This window comes from Acinetobacter lwoffii (assembly GCF_015602705.1).
Lineage (GTDB): Bacteria > Pseudomonadota > Gammaproteobacteria > Pseudomonadales > Moraxellaceae > Acinetobacter > Acinetobacter lwoffii_E.
The window spans coordinates 122,686-144,320 of record NZ_CP059081.1 but is presented as its reverse complement, the minus strand read 5'-3'; the positions used below and the strand labels follow the sequence as shown (position 1 = coordinate 144,320).

The 21,635-nt window shown below is 42.9% G+C and carries 8 protein-coding genes and 1 pseudogene; 4 read left to right on the top strand and 5 right to left on the bottom strand.

Translation table 11 applies throughout. The features are described from left to right. Window positions 1-103: 103 nt before the first annotated feature. The 5 genes and pseudogenes from H0S56_RS00580 to H0S56_RS00560 all read right to left on the bottom strand — a co-directional run bounded on the left by H0S56_RS00580 (window position 104) and on the right by H0S56_RS00560 (window position 14,821). A complete protein-coding gene (locus tag H0S56_RS00580; protein WP_195725427.1) occupies window positions 104-11,788 on the bottom strand; it encodes a Calx-beta domain-containing protein in 11,685 nt (3,894 codons plus the stop codon). Window positions 11,789-12,024: 236 nt separating this feature from the next. Beyond that, window positions 12,025-12,495 carry an IS5/IS1182 family transposase gene (locus tag H0S56_RS00575; protein ID WP_017482311.1) on the bottom strand — a complete coding sequence of 157 codons (471 nt, stop codon included), beginning with the start codon at window positions 12,493-12,495 and terminating at the stop codon, window positions 12,025-12,027. Beyond that, window positions 12,443-12,838 carry a transposase family protein gene (locus tag H0S56_RS00570; protein WP_008306679.1) on the bottom strand — a complete coding sequence of 132 codons (396 nt, stop codon included), beginning with the start codon at window positions 12,836-12,838 and terminating at the stop codon, window positions 12,443-12,445. The genes H0S56_RS00575 and H0S56_RS00570 overlap by 53 nt, the downstream gene beginning before the upstream one ends. A gap of 172 nt (window positions 12,839-13,010) precedes the next feature. After that, on the bottom strand, window positions 13,011-13,712 hold the full coding sequence (locus H0S56_RS00565) for an IS1 family transposase (RefSeq protein WP_005401920.1): 702 nt from the start codon (window positions 13,710-13,712) through the stop codon (window positions 13,011-13,013). A gap of 168 nt (window positions 13,713-13,880) precedes the next feature. Next, a pseudogene (locus tag H0S56_RS00560) lies at window positions 13,881-14,821 on the bottom strand (IS5 family transposase). 146 nt (window positions 14,822-14,967) lie between these two features. On the opposite strand from H0S56_RS00560, the gene H0S56_RS00555 reads away from it, so the two are divergent. From H0S56_RS00555 to H0S56_RS00540, 4 genes are all read left to right on the top strand, one after another. Continuing rightward, window positions 14,968-15,600 carry a hypothetical protein gene (locus H0S56_RS00555; protein ID WP_227518639.1) on the top strand — a complete coding sequence of 211 codons (633 nt, stop codon included), beginning with the start codon at window positions 14,968-14,970 and terminating at the stop codon, window positions 15,598-15,600. After that, window positions 15,597-17,777: a hypothetical protein gene (locus tag H0S56_RS00550; protein ID WP_005249577.1), complete on the top strand. Its 2,181-nt coding sequence runs from the start codon at window positions 15,597-15,599 to the stop codon at window positions 17,775-17,777. Before H0S56_RS00555 ends, H0S56_RS00550 begins: the two co-directional genes overlap by 4 nt. Next, entirely contained in the window at window positions 17,774-20,731 is a 2,958-nt protein-coding gene (locus H0S56_RS00545; protein ID WP_025468541.1) for a site-specific integrase, read from the top strand. Before H0S56_RS00550 ends, H0S56_RS00545 begins: the two co-directional genes overlap by 4 nt. A 599-nt stretch (window positions 20,732-21,330) precedes the next feature. After that, complete coding sequence (locus H0S56_RS00540) at window positions 21,331-21,633, top strand: helix-turn-helix transcriptional regulator (RefSeq protein ID WP_000364388.1); 303 nt, start codon at window positions 21,331-21,333, stop codon at window positions 21,631-21,633. The last annotated feature ends 2 nt before the right edge of the window (window positions 21,634-21,635 follow it).

Genomic DNA, 21,635 nt, shown 5'->3' with positions numbered 1-21,635 from the left:
GTTTCCCCTTGTTTTAAATTTTTTAGGTTTTTTAAGATGCTACCATCTTATACATAAAGATTACTGAATACATTAGGGAGTGAGGTCACTCCCTAATTGAGATTTAGGTCTGGAAATTAGTTTTGGTAATCATATCGCTGATGTCGCTAAAGCTATGATTTTCGACAACGATATTGACACTTTGAGTCCGAGCAACATCATGAATGTTAATAGTATTACCAGTTACACTCACAAAGTCACTTAATGAGCCAGAAGTCCAACCTAGAGCATTTAGTAATGCTTTGGCATCGATCTTGTCACCTTCGGCTTTGTTAAAATCCTTAATGGTATCGGTATCTGGTAGTGCGGTTGTGCCTATGTCTTTGGCTGCCCATGCAAAAATATCAGCACCTGCATTACCCCAAAGCACATCATTACCTTTACCACCGTAGAGAATGTCATTACCATCACCACCATATAAGGTATCGATACCGCCTTGACCATACAGAATATCATTACCTGCATCACCATACAGGATATCGTTACCGCCGACATTAATACTATCGCCATTGAAAGCAGCATGATTGGCTTTAATAAAGTTATAACGATCTATACTTTCAACAGTACCGCCACTACCTGTAGCAAACCCATGTGATTGCAAGTATTTATCCAGTGCTGCAATACCCGAACCCAAACCGTTTGGCGCATTGACATCATAGATGTCACGACCTGCCCACGATAACCAGTCAGTATTAATCGAATCACCAAAAATGATGTCATGCCCAGCACCGCCATGCACTGTATCGTTACCACCTCCGTTTGGATTAGGTTTAACGCTACCAGATTTCAGTACTTCAACCAGTTCTGGACCTGTCATCACTGTGCGAGCTTCACCTACATTTTTGGTAATCGTGTCTGTACCACTATCTGGATAATGTAAACGAATATTATCAATTCTGACCTTGTAGTTATCAGTACCTGTCGTCTTATCTTCAACAGTAAAGATATAGCGGTAAGTTTTACCATTCTCAAGGAATTGTGAAGACATTGGTACGTTCGATGTTTCTCCACGTGTACTCGCAGCATTGGTACCTGTATCAACAGCCAGCCATACACCAGGAGATACCTCTTTTTGCAATGTCCAAGTAAACAAATCACTATTGTAATAAAAGTTTGTATTGGATGCTGAGCTACTTGTACCTTGTTCAGTATTCACAACCGTCGCAGGACCTCGATTAAACCCTGTATGACTATAGTCAAACACTGCATAAGCATTGTTTTGGTTTACTGTAAAGGATGCACTGGTATAAACTGCTGCCTGACCATTAGCTTGTGTCGCATCATCTAATTCAAGACGTTTAGAAGATACTGTTGTACTACCATCAGGATTAGCGTTGCCCGTAGCATAATTTCTGACTGAAGTCGTAACGATCGCAGGAGCAACGGCATCACCCGAAGCAGTCCATGCAGAAAGAGGATTTAAACCAGTTGTTTGTCCTGTTTCAAAAGTCGCTAGAGATGTACTAATAATAGCTGTTGAACGCCAACCTTCGCCAGTACCTGCATCAATGGTATGTCCTGCTAACCCATCTATACCACTAAAGCCATCTGTCACCCCTTTCACAGTATTATCAAATAATGATAGATAAGACTTATTCGCTGCTGCACCTAAACCAATCGCACTTACAGAACTATTAATCCCTGTTTTACTTACGAGTGTTTCAAACGTAGTCCGAGCAGAAAGTAAAGCATCGGGTACTGTTGTAGATGTGCCTGAACCTGTACCCTTGTGATTTGGGTCACCATCTGTCAGGAAATAAGTCATATTGACATAACCATTCACTGCTCTACCACTGGCATCAGTATAAGCATTATTTAAACCCTGGAACCATTGGATTGCTGAGTTAAAACCTGCTTCATAATTGGTAAAAATAGAACCAGTAACTGCATTGATTTTATTATTTACACTATCCCATGTGTCTCCTCCTACTAAGGAGATACGCATGGTCTGTCTCGTTCCTGCTGCTGTTCCAAATGGAATTAAACCAATATTTAGCTCAACATTTTGATTGATAAGACCATTACCTGGTGTGCCATCCAAGGCATCCATGAAGTAGCCACCGATATACTCTCTTAGTGCATCTTTTAAGATCTCCATACGAGTATTACCGCTATAAGTAGCCCCACCACTTAAAGAGTCCATCGACCATCCCATACTACCTGACCCATCAATAATAAAGGCAAGATTGTATTTCGCAGAGATCTGTTCAGGCATACCTAGACCACCCACATCACTCACGATAATGTCATCACCATTACCACCAGTAATATTATCATCACCATTGGTTGGACCACCTGGCTGACCTGGTGCTTGAATCACATTGACAACAATTTTACTTGTTGCTTCATTGCTCACGTTATCGCCAATATCTGTGACCTTAACTTTGATGATACGTTCTACCGTTTCATGTGGTGTAGTATCGCTCGCTTTAAAAGTCACTGCTTTAATCGCTGCTTCAAAGTTTGCAAGGGTTGAACCTGAGGCACTGGTTAGTGTAATGGTATTACCCACTTTAGTCGCTGTAATACCTGATGGCATCACACCGTAAGTAAACACATCTCCTGTCTGTGCATTAGTGAGTTCAACCGTTGCACTCTTGATATGTTGCTGCGATGGATTAGTCACATTAGCATCTGTAACACGAACATCTGTATCACCGATTGATACTGCAACACCACTACCTGCTGTATAAGATGTACGGTAATCAGCACCTGTTTCACCAGAGCTATTATTCGCATCTAAATCAACCACAGGCGCAACATCATCATCAATAATCGTTGTCGTTACACTCCCTGTGCCTATCGTCGCATTGGTTGGAGTATTCAAAGAGATCGTATAGTTCTCATTAGATTCAATCGTATGATCATTGAGAATCGGTACTGTAATAGTTTGCGTTGTTACACCCGGCGCAAAAGTTAATGTACCTGATGTCGATGTGTAATCCGTACCTGATGTTGCAGTACCATTATTAGCTGTTGCAAAGTTCACCGTGACCGTAGACGTACTTGAAGGAGATAATGTGACTGTATAAGTCGCAGTACCTGCTGCTTCGTTTATCGTTGCAGGTCCAGTAATATTTAGGACAGCAGCGACATCATTGTCAGTAATCGTACCTTTATTTGTGCCTACAGGCGCATCACCAGCAACCTGTTTCGGTGTTGCTACACTTATTGTATAACTTTCATCAGATTCCACGGCTGTATCATCAATACTGCTAATACGTACCTGGAAACCGCCTGCTTGTTCTGTCGGGGTCAAGGTCAGCGTAAAGTCACTACCTGTGCCTGTTGCCTTACCTTCGCTAATCAGGGTCGCAAGTGTCTTGGTTGTACTACCAATCACGATATTAATTTGCGATGGGGTCAAATCAACGTCCGCACCTGCACCGCTAAGCGTCGCTGTGTCACCTGTACCGTTGCTTAACGTCACCTTAACTGTGGTGTTGGTCTCACTGGTATTACTTAACGTTACGTTGTGAACCAGAACAGAACCTTCCACTTTGGTATCACCTGTCACTGTCGCTGTCGGACGGTCATCGTTTGGCGTGTTGCCATTCGGTGCAGTCGGTGGCGTGGTCGGCGGTGTAACTGGTGGCGTTACTGGTGTCGGTGGCGTAATGGTCGAACCATCATCAACAATCGTACCTGTGCCTGTGCCTGAGCTGCTGTCTGCTACCTGTTTTGGTGTCTGTACACTGATTTCATAGGTTTCAGGTCCTTCCAGTACGGTGTCCTGCGCACTCACTACACGGATTTGTACCTTGCCAGCTGTTTCATTTGCCGGATGCGATACCGTAAACCCAGCCAATGCGTCCGCAACACTCACTGGTGTCCACGTCGTGCCGCCATCTACGGTGTAGAACACGCCGCTGATGTCACCGCTTTCGATTGCATTGGTACCGTTTGGTGTCAGCTTCACTACGATATTAGTCGCTGTGTCACTTGCATTGCTTAACGCTACATCATGTACCAGCGTATTACCTTCGTATTTGCTGTCACTATTCACTATTGCCGTCGGACGGTCATCGTTTGGCGTGTTGCCATTCGGTGCAGTCGGTGGCGTGGTTGGCGGTGTAACTGGTGGCGTTACTGGTGTCGGTGGCGTAATGGTCGAACCATCATCAACAATCGTACCTGTGCCTGTGCCTGAGCTGCTGTCTGCTACCTGTTTTGGTGTCTGTACACTGATTTCATAGGTTTCAGGTCCTTCCAGTACGGTGTCCTGCGCACTCACTACACGGATTTGTACCTTGCCAGCTGTTTCATTTGCCGGATGCGATACCGTAAACCCAGCCAATGCGTCCGCAACACTCACTGGTGTCCACGTCGTGCCGCCATCTACGGTGTAGAACACGCCGCTGATGTCACCGCTTTCGATTGCATTGGTACCGTTTGGTGTCAGCTTCACTACGATATTAGTCGCTGTGTCACTTGCATTGCTTAACGCTACATCATGTACCAGCGTATTACCTTCGTATTTGCTGTCACTATTCACTATTGCCGTCGGACGGTCATCGTTTGGCGTGTTGCCATTCGGTGCAGTCGGTGGCGTGGTTGGCGGTGTAACTGGTGGCGTTACTGGTGTCGGTGGCGTAATGGTCGAACCATCATCAACAATCGTACCTGTGCCTGTGCCTGAGCTGCTGTCTGCTACCTGTTTTGGTGTCTGTACACTGATTTCATAGGTTTCAGGTCCTTCCAGTACGCTGTCCTGACTACTCACGACTCGGATTTGTACCTTGCCAGCTGTTTCATTTGCCGGATGCGATACCGTAAACCCAGCCAATGCGTCCGCAACACTCACTGGTGTCCACGTCGTGCCGCCATCAACTGTAACAAATACTTGCGATATGTCACTGGCTTCAATGGCGTTACTGCCTGTCGGATTCAGCTTCACTACGATATTAGTCGCTGTGTCACTTGCATTGCTTAACGCTACATCATGTACCAGCGTATTACCTTCGTATTTGCTGTCACTATTCACTATTGCCGTCGGACGGTCATCGTTTGGCGTGTTGCCATCCGGTGCAGTCGGTGGCGTGGTCGGCGGTGTAACTGGTGGCGTTACTGGTGTCGGTGGCGTAATGGTCGAACCATCATCAACAATCGTACCTGTGCCTGTGCCTGAGCTGCTGTCTGCTACCTGTTTTGGTGTCTGTACACTGATTTCATAGCTTTCAGGTCCTTCCAGTACGGTGTCCTGCGCACTCACTACACGGATTTGTACCTTGCCAGCTGTTTCATTTGCCGGATGCGATACCGTAAACCCAGCCAATGCGTCCGCAACACTCACTGGTGTCCACGTCGTGCCGCCATCAACTGTAACAAATACTTGCGATATGTCACTGGCTTCAATGGCGTTACTGCCTGTCGGATTCAGCTTCACTACGATATTAGTCGCTGTGTCACTTGCATTGCTTAACGCTACATCATGTACCAGCGTATTACCTTCGTATTTGCTGTCACTATTCACTATTGCCGTCGGACGGTCATCGTTTGGCGTGTTGCCATCCGGTGCAGTCGGTGGCGTGGTCGGCGGTGTAACTGGTGGCGTTACTGGTGTCGGTGGCGTAATGGTCGAACCATCATCAACAATCGTACCTGTGCCTGTGCCTGAGCTGCTGTCTGCTACCTGTTTTGGTGTCTGTACACTGATTTCATAGGTTTCAGGTCCTTCCAGTACGGTGTCCTGCGCACTCACTACACGGATTTGTACCTTGCCAGCTGTTTCATTTGCCGGATGCGATACCGTAAACCCAGCCAATGCGTCCGCAACACTCACTGGTGTCCACGTCGTGCCGCCATCAACTGTAACAAATACTTGCGATATGTCACTGGCTTCAATGGCGTTACTGCCTGTCGGATTCAGCTTCACTACGATATTAGTCGCTGTGTCACTTGCATTGCTTAACGCTACATCATGTACCAGCGTATTACCTTCGTATTTGCTGTCACTATTCACTATTGCCGTCGGACGGTCATCGTTTGGCGTGTTGCCATCCGGTGCAGTCGGTGGCGTGGTCGGCGGTGTAACTGGTGGCGTTACTGGTGTCGGTGGCGTAATGGTCGAACCATCATCAACAATCGTACCTGTGCCTGTGCCTGAGCTGCTGTCTGCTACCTGTTTTGGTGTCTGTACACTGATTTCATAGGTTTCAGGTCCTTCCAGTACGGTGTCCTGCGCACTCACTACACGGATTTGTACCTTGCCAGCTGTTTCATTTGCCGGATGCGATACCGTAAACCCAGCCAATGCGTCCGCAACACTCACTGGTGTCCACGTCGTGCCGCCATCTACGGTGTAGAACACGCCGCTGATGTCACCGCTTTCGATTGCATTGGTACCGTTTGGTGTCAGCTTCACTACGATATTAGTCGCTGTGTCACTTGCATTGCTTAACGCTACATCATGTACCAGCGTATTACCTTCGTATTTGCTGTCACTATTCACTATTGCCGTCGGACGGTCATCGTTTGGCGTGTTGCCATCCGGTGCAGTCGGTGGCGTGGTCGGCGGTGTAACTGGTGGCGTTACTGGTGTCGGTGGCGTAATGGTCGAACCATCATCAACAATCGTACCTGTGCCTGTGCCTGAGCTGCTGTCTGCTACCTGTTTTGGTGTCTGTACACTGATTTCATAGGTTTCAGGTCCTTCCAGTACGGTGTCCTGCGCACTCACTACACGGATTTGTACCTTGCCAGCTGTTTCATTTGCCGGATGCGATACCGTAAACCCAGCCAATGCGTCCGCAACACTCACTGGTGTCCACGTCGTGCCGCCATCTACGGTGTAGAACACGCCGCTGATGTCACCGCTTTCGATTGCATTGGTACCGTTTGGTGTCAGCTTCACTACGATATTAGTCGCTGTGTCACTTGCATTGCTTAACGCTACATCATGTACCAGCGTATTACCTTCGTATTTGCTGTCACTATTCACTATTGCCGTCGGACGGTCATCGTTTGGCGTGTTGCCATTCGGTGCAGTCGGTGGCGTGGTTGGCGGTGTAACTGGTGGCGTTACTGGTGTCGGTGGCGTAATGGTCGAACCATCATCAACAATCGTACCTGTGCCTGTGCCTGAGCTGCTGTCTGCTACCTGTTTTGGTGTCTGTACACTGATTTCATAGGTTTCAGGTCCTTCCAGTACGGTGTCCTGCGCACTCACTACACGGATTTGTACCTTGCCAGCTGTTTCATTTGCCGGATGCGATACCGTAAACCCAGCCAATGCGTCCGCAACACTCACTGGTGTCCACGTCGTGCCGCCATCTACGGTGTAGAACACGCCGCTGATGTCACCGCTTTCGATTGCATTGGTACCGTTTGGTGTCAGCTTCACTACGATATTAGTCGCTGTGTCACTTGCATTGCTTAACGCTACATCATGTACCAGCGTATTACCTTCGTATTTGCTGTCACTATTCACTATTGCCGTCGGACGGTCATCGTTTGGCGTGTTGCCATTCGGTGCAGTCGGTGGCGTGGTTGGCGGTGTAACTGGTGGCGTTACTGGTGTCGGTGGCGTAATGGTCGAACCATCATCAACAATCGTACCTGTGCCTGTGCCTGAGCTGCTGTCTGCTACCTGTTTTGGTGTCTGTACACTGATTTCATAGGTTTCAGGTCCTTCCAGTACGGTGTCCTGCGCACTCACTACACGGATTTGTACCTTGCCAGCTGTTTCATTTGCCGGATGCGATACCGTAAACCCAGCCAATGCGTCCGCAACACTCACTGGTGTCCACGTCGTGCCGCCATCAACTGTAACAAATACTTGCGATATGTCACTGGCTTCAATGGCGTTACTGCCTGTCGGATTCAGCTTCACTACGATATTAGTCGCTGTGTCACTTGCATTGCTTAACGCTACATCATGTACCAGCGTATTACCTTCGTATTTGCTGTCACTATTCACTATTGCCGTCGGACGGTCATCGTTTGGCGTGTTGCCATCCGGTGCAGTCGGTGGCGTGGTCGGCGGTGTAACTGGTGGCGTTACTGGTGTCGGTGGCGTAATGGTCGAACCATCATCAACAATCGTACCTGTGCCTGTGCCTGAGCTGCTGTCTGCTACCTGTTTTGGTGTCTGTACACTGATTTCATAGGTTTCAGGTCCTTCCAGTACGGTGTCCTGCGCACTCACTACACGGATTTGTACCTTGCCAGCTGTTTCATTTGCCGGATGCGATACCGTAAACCCAGCCAATGCGTCCGCAACACTCACTGGTGTCCACGTCGTGCCGCCATCAACTGTAACAAATACTTGCGATATGTCACTGGCTTCAATGGCGTTACTGCCTGTCGGATTCAGCTTCACTACGATATTAGTCGCTGTGTCACTTGCATTGCTTAACGCTACATCATGTACCAGCGTATTACCTTCGTATTTGCTGTCACTATTCACTATTGCCGTCGGACGGTCATCGTTTGGCGTGTTGCCATCCGGTGCAGTCGGTGGCGTGGTCGGCGGTGTAACTGGTGGCGTTACTGGTGTCGGTGGCGTAATGGTCGAACCATCATCAACAATCGTACCTGTGCCTGTGCCTGAGCTGCTGTCTGCTACCTGTTTTGGTGTCTGTACACTGATTTCATAGGTTTCAGGTCCTTCCAGTACGGTGTCCTGACTACTCACGACTCGGATTTGTACCTTGCCAGCTGTTTCATTTGCCGGATGCGATACCGTAAAGCCTGTCGCTGATAGTGCAGTCGCTACTGGAATTTCTGTCCATGTCGCACCACCATCAACTGTAACAAATACTTGCGATATGTCACTGGCTTCAATGGCGTTACTGCCTGTCGGATTCAGCTTCACTACGATATCAGTCGCTGTGTCACTTGCATTGCTTAACGCAACATCATGTACCAGCGTATTACCTTCGTATTTGCTGTCACTATTCACCAATGCCGTTGGACGGTCATCGTTTGACGTGTTGCCATTCGGTGCTGTCGGTGGCGTGGTTGGCGGTGTAACTGGTGGCGTTACTGGTGTCGGTGGCGTAATGGTCGAACCATCATCTACTATCGTACCTGTGCCTGTGCCTGAGCTACTGTCTGCTACCTGTTTTGGTGTCTGTACACTGATTTCATAGCTTTCAGGTCCTTCCAGTACGCTGTCCTGACTACTCACGACTCGGATTTGTACCTTGCCCGCTGTTTCATTTGCCGGATGCGATACCGTAAAGCCTGTCGCTGATAGTGCAGTCGCTACTGGAATTTCTGTCCATGTCGCACCACCATCAACTGTAACAAATACTTGCGATATGTCACTGGCTTCAATGGCGTTACTGCCTGTCGGATTCAGCTTCACTACGATATCAGTCGCTGTGTCACTTGCATTGCTTAACGCAACATCATGTACCAGCGTATTACCTTCGTATTTGCTGTCACTATTCACAACTGCCGTTGGACGGTCATCGTTTGACGTGTTGCCATTCGGTGCTGTCGGTGGCGTGGTTGGCGGTGTAACAGGTGGCGTGACTGGTGTCGGTGGCGTAATGGTCGAACCATCATCTACTATCGTACCTGTGCCTGTGCCTGAGCTACTGTCTGCTACCTGTTTTGGTGTCTGTACACTGATTTCATAGCTTTCAGGTCCTTCCAGTACGCTGTCCTGACTACTCACGACTCGGATTTGTACCTTGCCCGCTGTTTCATTTGCCGGATGCGATACCGTAAAGCCTGTCGCTGATAGTGCAGTCGCTACTGGAATTTCTGTCCATGTCGCACCACCATCAACTGTAACAAATACTTGCGATATGTCACTGGCTTCAATGGCGTTACTGCCTGTCGGATTCAGCTTCACTACGATATCAGTCGCTGTGTCACTTGCATTGCTTAACGCAACATCATGTACCAGCGTATTACCTTCGTATTTGCTGTCACTATTCACCAATGCCGTTGGACGGTCATCGTTTGGCGTGTTGCCATTCGGTGCTGTCGGTGGCGTGGTTGGCGGTGTAACAGGTGGCGTGACTGGTGTCGGTGGCGTAATGGTCGAACCATCATCTACTATCGTACCTGTGCCTGTGCCTGAGCTACTGTCTGCTACCTGTTTTGGTGTCTGTACACTGATTTCATAGCTTTCAGGTCCTTCCAGTACGCTGTCCTGACTACTCACGACTCGGATTTGTACCTTGCCAGCTGTTTCATTTGCCGGATGCGATACCGTAAAGCCTGTCGCTGATAGTGCAGTCGCTACTGGAATTTCTGTCCATGTCGCACCACCATCAACTGTAACAAATACTTGCGATATGTCACTGGCTTCAATGGCGTTACTGCCTGTCGGATTCAGCTTCACTACGATATCAGTCGCTGTGTCACTTGCATTGCTTAACGCAACATCATGTACCAGCGTATTACCTTCGTATTTGCTGTCACTATTCACCAATGCCGTTGGACGGTCATCGTTTGACGTGTTGCCATTCGGTGCTGTCGGTGGCGTGGTTGGCGGTGTAACAGGTGGCGTGACTGGTGTCGGTGGCGTAATGGTCGAACCATCATCTACTATCGTACCTGTGCCTGTGCCTGTGCTACTGTCTGCTACCTGTTTTGGTGTCTGTACACTGATTTCATAGCTTTCAGGTCCTTCCAGTACGCTGTCCTGACTACTCACGACTCGGATTTGTACCTTGCCCGCTGTTTCATTTGCCGGATGCGATACCGTAAAGCCTGTCGCTGATAGTGCAGTCGCTACTGGAATTTCTGTCCATGTCGCACCACCATCAACTGTAACAAATACTTGCGATATGTCACTGGCTTCAATGGCGTTACTGCCTGTCGGATTCAGCTTCACTACGATATCAGTCGCTGTGTCACTTGCATTGCTTAACGCAACATCATGTACCAGCGTATTACCTTCGTATTTGCTGTCACTATTCACCAATGCCGTTGGACGGTCATCGTTTGGCGTGTTTGGTGCTGCTGAAACGTTGATGGTTTCAGTCGCAGTTGCGCTGCCGCCTTGGCCATCGCTGATGCTGTAGCTGAAGCTTTCTTGACCTGTAAAGCCTGCGTTCGGTGTGAAGGTGATGTTGCCTTGGGCATCGATGTTCACCACACCGTTCGGGGTGTTGATTTGTTGTGCGGTGCCCGGGGTCAAGGTTACGCCATTGATCGCGGTGATGGTCAATGGGTTGCCATCTGCATCGGTATCATTTGCCAATGGATCCAACGCAACTGGCGTGTTGAATGCGGTGTTGTAGGTGTCATCGCTTGCAACAGGTGGTGTGTTCGGTGTAGGTGCAAATGGAGACAAAGGTGTCCAACTACCACCACCCAAACCATGCTCAAATGGTTTGATAACTGAAGATAATATTGGGTACTCAATTCCTAAAGGCGGAATATTATCTAACACTCGATTCAGCATTAACGGTTTTATACCGTCGGCGACAGATGTTTCGCCCACACGAGTAAGTTGAACAAAACGATGACCACCTTGAGTTACATCAGGATCGCCATCAAAGGACTCTCCCGCAATTTCAACATAATCTTTACCTTCTTTTTTAAATACTCGACCATCATCCAAACGAACAACATCATTTTGTTGTTCTGTATCATTCATTTGCTGAAATGATTTTGCAAAATTTACAATTTTATCTAGATCCGAGTTTGGTTCACCTAGCAAAGAATTGAGGCTAAAATTGCCGTCATTATTGATTAAATCTTTACCATGAATTTCAACAACTCGGCCATTTGAAAGCTGCAACACGACACTACTTTCTTCTGAAAGATGCAATACATCTTTCACCTGAAGCTTTGCCCCCTTTTTTAGAATTATTTTTTTATTTGTCTTTGAAAAACGCCAAACATCACCATCCACAGAGATTATTTTTACCGATGTATTCATTTATAACTTTACCTCAATTTGAAAGTTTAGCCATATCAATTATTTATGCTTTACATGACCAAATTTATTTAGCGCAGACAAAAAACCATCCTAGATTAGTTAATTAATATACAATATTAATAGATGTCTTTCATAAATCATTTTTTACTCAGCTCCAAGTTGTAGATTCCAGCGATTAAATTGAATCTCAAACCAAGCCTTTTACCTCTATTTCGATAACGCTCAGCAAGAATTTTGAAGGTTTTCAGGCTGCCAAATACATGCTCAATTCCGATTCTTCTTTTATTGATTTCTTGATTATAGATTTTCAATTCAGGATCCAATTTACAGTGTCTTTTGGCTTTTAATGGCAACAGGCTATTCGGATACAACACATAAATCCCCTGATAGCCTTTATCTGCAAGGATAAAAGCCCCAAAAGGAATCTGGTTTAAATTGCGTTTGAACAACTCGAAATCATGCACTGCACCGCGACTGGTACATAAACTCATAATTTGCTGAGTTTTGTAGTGAATCATGGCCTGTACTTTAAAGGTATAGGTCTTTTTCTTGCCGCTATAGCTTTTCTTCTGTTTTTTTAGGTCTTTGGATTGGAATTTCCGTGGCATCCACGATCACAACATTCCAGTCGATGCCTTCGCCCTCGGGTAAATCTTTGGGTAAATTAAACAGATTGGACCGAATCAGGCAGTCTTCAACATGACGGACAATTCTTGAGGCTGTGGGCTCTGAAACCCCGTAACTCGTCGCAACGTGAAATAAGGTTCGGTATTCCCGCCAATAGCTCAGACAGAGCAGAACCTGATCCTCCAGGCTTAACTTGGGCGGTCTGCCTTTGGCAGAGACATGCTTCTGCAATTGCTCAACCATCAAATAGAAAGTTGACCATGAGATGCCTGTGTATCGCTTGAACTGAGGATCAGAAAGCTTGTTTGAATCGATGTATTTCATCCGCAGATTATGCACGAATGCCAAGAAATCCGGAGTGCAAATATTAACCAAAAAGAAGGTCGTTTTTTGATTTATGAAAGAGATCTAATGTTACAGCTCATATACAATTGCGTGCTTTATTTCGCATTTCTTAATTAAAATTGCTGGTGGTGTCTCAAAAAGTATGCTGGCGTTAAACAAATCCGTTATTAAGGTAAAAGAAAGTCAAATCAAAGGCTTTAAAATGATTTTCGAGCTTTTTAGAAAAGTTGCAACTTCTCCTAAATCCACGCCTGATTCGATGACGAATTCTACAATTGTTACCTTCAATACCGACGGTAAAAAACTTACCGATCACTTGCTTGCAACATTGAAATGCTGTAATAAAACTATCCCAATGATCACTCGCAATTCGAGCATATTGAACCCCAAGCTTTTTAAGTCTAGCTTTAAGACGTTGAACCGTTGCTAAATCCCGCTTACCCCAAACATAAGCAACAATTTCTCCAGATTCTCGATGGTAGGCATAAATAAGCCATTGTTTATTTTTCTTATTCCCTACAAAAGTCCAAAGTTCATCGACTTCAAGACATTCGTAGTGGCTTTGTTTAGGCTGAATCTGATAGATCGATTCACTTAAGGTTCGTAATACCTTACCAATGCTGATACGCTCGACTTCAGCAATATCTCTTACACCGCTTCCTCTGATCATTAAATGTAATATCTTGCCGGTAATACCTGAGTTACACCCTTGATAGCTTAATGCATGAGCACCAATAAACTGACGTTTGCAATCTTTGCATTGATGGTTTTGTTTCCCATCTACTTTGATGCCATTTCTCTTTATATTGTTACTTAGACAGGTAGGACATTTGATTTGTAGCGTTATTTTCATACCTCTATTTTATCAAAAGCCATATTGTTTTTTTCAGCATACTTTTTGAAACACCACCCCAAGTTGGGTGGTGTTTCAAAAAGTATGCTGGCGTTAAACAAATCCGTTATTAAGGTGGCTTTGTTGCACAAAGATTTGAAATGCAAAGCGCCCCTAATTGAGTCAAATTTAAGGCGTAACTTGGGTAAGTGGTCGACCTAATTCCGTAAATCTGTTAAGGACTGCTACACGTGCATGGATCTCATTCACTTGGCTATCAAAACTCCTTGCGCTGAGTTTATCTCCTAATAATTTAATGCAGTGCATCTTAGTTTCAACCAAACTTCGCCGATGATAGCCTGACCATTTTTTCCATAGTGTCCTGCCTAAACGTGTAACTGTTCGAAGTCATTCGTTTCGCTCTAGCGAGCTACTCTTTGTATCTTTCCATGGTTTCGCATTTTTTCTAGGTGGAATCACCGCATGCGCTTGCCGATCTGCAATGACCTGACGGCATTGCTTGGTGTCATAAGCTCCATCGGTATAAACAGAATCAATCCGCTCATCTTGTGGAATCTGATTAAGTAAATCACCAAGCACCTGTGAATCACTGACATTATTGGTTGTAAGCTAAACTGCTCGTATTTGCAGGGTTTTAGCATCTATACCAATATGTAATTTACGCCATTGGCGACGAAATTCAGGTCCATGTTTCTTGCGTTTCCATTCGCCCTCATCTAGCAACTTCATGCCTGAAGAGTCCATGAGTAGATGCAGCCCATCGCTACTTTTTTGGTAGCTGATTACAATATCAATATGCTTTTGTCTTCTACAAAGCGTGGTGTAAGAATATCACTGATATTCGGGGCTGCTCATCCGCAAAGTTTAATCAGACTTTGCACAAAGCCAGTAACCATACGTAAAGACAGACGGAATAAGGATTTAATCATTAAGCAGCATTGGATAGCTGCGTCGGAGTAGATTTGATTTCGCCCTTGTTTGCCTTTTGATGGCGCATACCATTGCGTAGCAGGATCAAACCAAATGGCAATATTTCCGCGACTCATGAGTGCTCGGTTATATGCGGGCCAATTGGTTGTGCGGTAGATTTTCTGTGTGGGCTTCTTCATTTGAAAATTATATCGCTGAAAAAGCCTTTACAGATAGGTTTGTGCAACAAAGCCCTAAAAAGATTAAAAACACTATATATAGTGAAATTTACAATTTAATAACACAATATAGGGTGCGCAACCCTTGACTCTCCTATAAAAAATACGTGAATATTATAGCTTATTTTTCAGCCACTTGGCATAAATATGGGGAGACATCAGCATATGTCTATAAAAAAAAAGCTATTAAAAGTCATCGTGTATCTTCAAAAAACTTACAATTAATGTGTTATCCAAAATGTATGCATGCCTACCAAATCTGGATTGCTCTATTTTTTCAGCTTAATGAGAAACAGCAAAACTATCACTTGAATTTAACTTTTAAACAGAATATCGAAATTCCTCTTCTGACAACAGACAAAGCTGATCACTATTTTTTTAGTAGTCATTTCAGCTGGATCTATGCTTATTTTTACAATAAGTATAAAACTGAATTTACGTTTAGAGCTTATGAAAAAAATAATTCCTACGAATTCACCATCATGGCTTTAAGCGAAGTAAAGGCATTACTATGTTCCGGATTACATCACTCAATTCATGGCTTAGATATCATCGCACATTGGCTAAATGAACAATACTTAGCCGCACATCTTCAGGAAGTTTTCGGTCAGGAAGTTCTAACTATCAATCATCTACGAGAATTATCAGGGCTGTCTAAATCCAAAAGTCCAGTAAGTCCTATTTCAAATTATGCTGGTCCACTTTCATTAGAAAAAATTCTGGCTGGAATATCATCATGAACGGATATAGTTACTTAGAAGATACTCAAGAATTAAAGCTTGAGCCGTTTCGAGAATTCTATCAAACACTAGCAGAAGCAAAGCTGGAAAATTATCAGGATTCTATCAAACTCAATGAGTTCATTAAACCTACTAAAATTATTGAACTTAACAATATTATAAATCAAAAACTTGTAGAACAATCAATCAGTGAATATCCTCTCGTTCATTATCTTATTGCAGTCATTAATACGCCTTCAGCATATCAAGCTAATGCCCTGAAATGGGCCATTTTTAATACTCGATGTATTGAATTGCTTGATAGCAAAGAACATGCAGCCACTGTAGCTAACCTCTGTAGACGTTTTCGTTTAGCCAGCAAAAAACAGGAATACCATTGGCTTTATAACTTATTACCACCTCTCCCTATTGAGTTGGAGGATCTTCTTAAGTTTTTAAATAAAGCTGAAACAGAGAATAGAGAGTTACTTAACCGCTCCACACCAAATTTAGATGAAAAACAAATTGGCCAGCTGGCAAATCTACGTGTCATCTATCAATATGTCTTTACTCAGTCTGAACGTTTAAAACGAAATCGCCAAAGCAGTTCAGGTGCCAAAGAAGCTCCTCAAACTGATGTTCAAAAGATATCAAGAATATCTCTCGATGATGAACAAACGTATCAGACTCATTTTGAACAAGGTACAGCTAAACAACCACGCGAAGATAAAACTATAGAAAAAGTTGAAGATCATAATTTTGAATTTAACTCACTAGAGCAATGTTCTATCACAGCTCAGATCAATAATCTCAAAAATCAAATTCTGCATCAAAACAAGAATGAGCTAATGAGCAAGCCGAATCCTCGGGTCTTCGATTTGCCTACCGCACAGTACATTATGCAAATTTTATTAGAACAGGCAGAAAATTCTCCAATTCATACCCTGCTTTTATTTTCAGTCCTCAGTCTTACTCATTATAAAGATCTGCCGGTATTTCAAAAAAATTTACGAGTCAGTACAAAAAACAAAGAAGTATCACTGCAACCCCAAAAATGTTTCTTTAAGCAAAGCTTTGAAGTCTCTAAATTCAAGGATTTTGTTTTAAGAAAACATCGGTTGAATACCGTGAATTCTTTTACGATTCCTCTGCCTCAATATTATCTGGAAAATCTAAGTCAGTTGAAAAAAATGGATGGTGTTGAGATTGATTCCAAGATACAGGAGTATTTACAAAAAATTAATAAAGGGCTGACCTTCCAGTTAACAACACAAAATCTTCCGCGCTTACTCAGTGATATTGCATTGAATGAACTTGAGTATGAACTGGAAAGCAAATTGCTTAATGGAGAAAGTGTTCAGCACTATATTCCATGCCATTACTCTTCAACACAAATCGTGGATATTATTAATATTTATACTCAAATTCTAACTTTGACTGTTCCTCAGCTGGAAACTGAATATCTTGAAGAATTCAGTAACCCGCATTCTTTTGGTAGTCAGCAGACACCTAATCTACCATTTGTTAAATCATTTTTTCACCAGCTTGACCAACGAGTGAGGGAACATCCGAATCCTTTTGAGACTTTAAAATATTATTCAATCTGGCTATGGCATATTTGCATGCTGATAACGTCAGCACGACCAAGTGAGTCCTTCCCGCCCAATCTAGATTATATTGACCTCGACAATCAATTGATGGCTGTTGCAGATAAAGAGCAGCGTTATTCGGGCACCATTGGACGATATCTACCGTTTAACGATTATCTTCGTGATGAAATACAGCATTACCTAAAATATTTAAAACACTTTCTCTACCTCACAAAAGCCTATCTGTCCAATGAACAAGTACAAGCAATCCATGAGGTCTTCGAGGGTGAACGCCCCTTTCTATTATTTTACGATCCACAAGGATATATCCGAAATTTAGAACTTTCTGATATTCAAAAATACTGTACAGAAATAGCCCTTCAGCGCAATTGGACCCGCCACTTTGCTCGTTATTTTTTTGCACAAGACTGCAATGAAGATGTAGTTAAAGGCATCTTTGGTCATGACGAAGCAATGCAGGGACTGTTTGACCGCTATTCAGCTTTTCAGGCGACTGATTACGATCAAATCAGAACAGCACAAGATAAGCTAATTGAAATATTAGAGCTTAAAAGTATGTCGACATTCAACGGGATCATGATTAAATGAGCAGACATCCACACTCCCTAAAACGACAAAAAAAACTTATAAAAAATAAGGAATTTCTTCTTAAATTATTTAGTGAGAAATGCCTAGAGCTTACACCTGAAAACTATTCCGATGTATATAGACAAGTCGATAATCAACTTTTGGAAAAGTACAAATCTAATACTCGTAGTCATAAAATGGCACGCTTAGAATTCGCGAAATATATCAAGCGTTTTAATCGTTTATCAAATCAAAACTACCCTATTCCTGCAACACCTGTTCGTCATGAAAGCCCCCCACCCCAACAAAATATTGAGACTTTAAAACATGGTAAAAGGGTGACTCAATTTGCCAAAAATTTGATTGCTCACTGGACAGAACATAATGACTTCAGTCCAACTCAATCCCTCGCTTTTTGTTTGATCAGCACAATATTATTTAATGGCATTTATAATGAGAACGAACTACAAAAGTTTTTAAAAATCATTTTAAAAACAAAGAAATTTCAAAGCTTTTCAAACCTAAATCATATTGTTTCACTTGAGATCCCGAACCGGCATTTCGGTAATCAGCGTATAAATAACCTGAATTTTTCAGTGAGCTATACAAAAACGTTTGTGTTAAACGATATTGTGAAATGCTGGATCTACAGACTAAAACATCAAAAATTTGATTTATTTTCAGATATTGATGACGCAGAACAAGTGATCAACACTTGCATCATCGAATGCTTTCCTGAGGAAAAGGTACGTTATAAAGACCTGTTAAAATATGGTTTTTACTACACACAGTTCCTAAAAAACAGTGGACTGGATCAAATGTCCATTTGTATCTTAAAAAATGAAATTTACAGTTCCAGTCCTCTCGAAAAACAATTAGCAGCTTATTTTATTCAGCCTGAACCCACGCCTACCCATACGATTCAGGAAGTTTATGAAAACCCTCAAGACCAGTCTAAAGTCACTATTGCATTAGATGTTGCCGATATTTTAGTAGAAATACGTCAAGCTATTCGTGCAAAAAACTATAGCGATCAACTCATAGAATTATATGCCAGAGAACAATCTTCAGCCTTGGAACGTTTGCTGCTGTGGAGCATTCTACGCTCAAAATTAACGGAACCTCAACTGGACCTTCTCAATCATATTATTCAGCAGCAGCAACGATTTAAGCGCAAGCTTATACGTGCAGATTTTCAGCCGCTCAAGCAAAGTTCTCTGAAGACCATGTTTTCACAGTTTGCAGTCCATTGGCTGCAGGCAACGCAAGACAAAGATATTTCATCATTTTCAGATGCTGATTTTGAAGATCTGTATGGAGAAATGCTTTTATTAAAGAAAGAAACAACTAGAGCGACTTTACAAAAACGTCTACAGGAGTTTCATCACAAACAGACCTTATTCTTTAACGCACCCACTATCGATCTAGATAATTTAATCCAGGTAAAAATCTGCAGAACCGCATTGATCTCGCCCCATATTTTTCACCACATGCTAGAGCAGCTCGAAAATACTCAAGATATTTCGATTCAGGATAAAAATATATTTAAACTGATTTTTATTCTAGGATTCAGAGTCGGACTACGGATCAATGAAACATTGAATATCTTCGTACGTGATCTATTTATTAGTGAAGATGCTGTGATACTCACCATTCGCAACAATCGCAATAAAAATCAAAAAAGCTACTCAGCTTACCGCAAGATTCCCCTGCATCATCTACTTAAAGCCGACGAATTACATGCATTTAAAACATACAGTCAGAATAGAAAACGTCTGCTAAAAGAACAAGGAAAATCAGTTGCACACCCGCTGTTTTTAAAACAGTCCTTAGAAGAAACTCATGAAAATGAAGTGAATTCCCTATTGAAACAATTGATCCAGCCAGTTTTTGGAGAACACAATTTTACTTACCATAGTCTGCGCCATTCTGCATTTAATCATCTTTACCTGATTTTAAAAAACTCAACACTTTCAGATGCATTTACTGACTATAGCCCACATGAGCAATTACGTATCCGTTATGCATTGTTGCGAAACAGAAATACTCAGCAAACCTGGTATGCACTTTCTCATTTTGCCGGGCACCTAACCCCTGACACGACCTGTTCAAGCTATCTGCATTTAATGCATCTAGCAATTAGCTACCAGCTGAATCAAATGCACAGCCCGCTTCCTAAAGAAGCCTATTTTAACATTCTGAAACATGATGATGCCATTAAATATCCTGTTCAGCAGCGGGCGATCAAACAGTTTTTATTTCATCAACTCACTAAAGACCGTTACAGGCAACATGATCATCAATTTCAACTAGGTCAACAGAAATCGCCTGATTCACTGATGCTAGGAGCTCATGACTCAGAGATGACTTTTGAATTATTGCATCACATTCTTGCAGTAGAAAAAGAACAAGACCTTATGTTACCTGAAACTATTCCTTTGCAAATCGCGCAAAAATTACGTGCTAAAGCCCAGCATTTGAAAACCTCCTGTGTAAACCAAAAAAAATCATCGAGGTTATTTACCACAGATTTTTTAAGGAAAACTCCGAATGCATTGGTCACCATGTTGCCAACCAATCAGGAGGAAAAAAAGGTCATTCAACATGTTCAGGAGCGTTATGCAAATGTACAAAGTAAATACAAAAAACAGCTTCATACAATCTACTCAATTTATCTTGAAAAAGCTCAGCCCAATTCAGCCCAGTTAATTTTTGAACTCAATGAAAAACGGCAACTGAAGAAACTTCTTTCTTTTATTCATAGCTTATTTCCCAAAAAATATCTTCATTTAGAACTCTCTCAGCAGAGCAAAACAGAGCTCAAAAAGACATTACAGGATTTAACATTACGGGCAGAAAACTTCAGCCTGACTGAAAATGAAAGGCGAATTAAGTTCTGCTTCAAGGATAAAGATGCAAAAGCACTTGGGGTATTCAAGTTACTGATGTATCTGATGATAGTTTCTCATCTTTAATGCAAATTATTGGATAAGTTTGCCACGCATTCTTATTCGTGGTTTACCAGTCATTCCTGTAATGATTTAATATAGACTTCCAAGCGTGAGTGGTAAAATTAATCATCTTAAAGAGCAATAACTGTTTGTCCCACTAGCCAAATAATGTCTGTCCAAGTTAGCACAAAATTTAATGATCATTTAAACAAGAATTTGCAGTATTAGTTTACAATTCGAAGTGAATAAAAAGCATAAATTGCCGCAGCACAATGAAATTGAAGAAATATTTTCAGAATATGATGAATAAGTTGTGAATCGGTACCCAATAAGTTATCAGAAAAGATAAAACCCTGCCCAACCTCATTGCTCCAAACCACTTGTGCCAAATATTCCAGATTAACCTGATAGCAAATACTGGTTCCTCGCGACATCAGGCGAAACTGATTAAGCTTAAAGCAGGTTGTTAGACTCTATTAAATTGTAAATGTCTAATTAGACTTTTTTAGTCTAATTAGATCTAATCAGGCCAATTAAGCACCCTCCTTACATCAAATGGTTTATTTCTATAAATCCATTATTTTGTGTTTTAATAGATATATATAGATATAAGACCCAATATTATGGATTTAAAATTCAAAAAGCCTGAAGAGGTTGTCACGTTATTATGTGAAAGGCTTCGCAAAGAACGACTTTATCTGGAAATGACTCAGGCAGACGTCGCTACACGTGCTGGTATTAGTGTGAATACAGTATCTAATCTGGAAGCCGGTCGAAATGTTTCATTTGAAAATTTAGTACGCGTTGCCATGGTATTGGGCCGATTAAAAGAATTAGAGGAACTCTTCAAACCTCATTTAAACAGTGTAAATGACATTCTCCGCTATGAGAGCAATACGGCTCGCCAACGTATCAAAAGGAAATAAGT

Coding starts and splice junctions, on each gene's coding strand:
- H0S56_RS00575 (WP_017482311.1), bottom strand. CDS start 12,495: ATGCCACGGAAATTCCAATCCAAAGACCTAAAAAAACAGAAGAAAAGC.
- H0S56_RS00545 (WP_025468541.1), top strand. CDS start 17,774: ATGAGCAGACATCCACACTCCCTAAAACGACAAAAAAAACTTATAAAA.
- H0S56_RS00540 (WP_000364388.1), top strand. CDS start 21,331: ATGGATTTAAAATTCAAAAAGCCTGAAGAGGTTGTCACGTTATTATGT.
- H0S56_RS00565 (WP_005401920.1), bottom strand. CDS start 13,712: ATGAAAATAACGCTACAAATCAAATGTCCTACCTGTCTAAGTAACAAT.
- H0S56_RS00570 (WP_008306679.1), bottom strand. CDS start 12,838: ATGAAATACATCGATTCAAACAAGCTTTCTGATCCTCAGTTCAAGCGA.
- H0S56_RS00550 (WP_005249577.1), top strand. CDS start 15,597: ATGAACGGATATAGTTACTTAGAAGATACTCAAGAATTAAAGCTTGAG.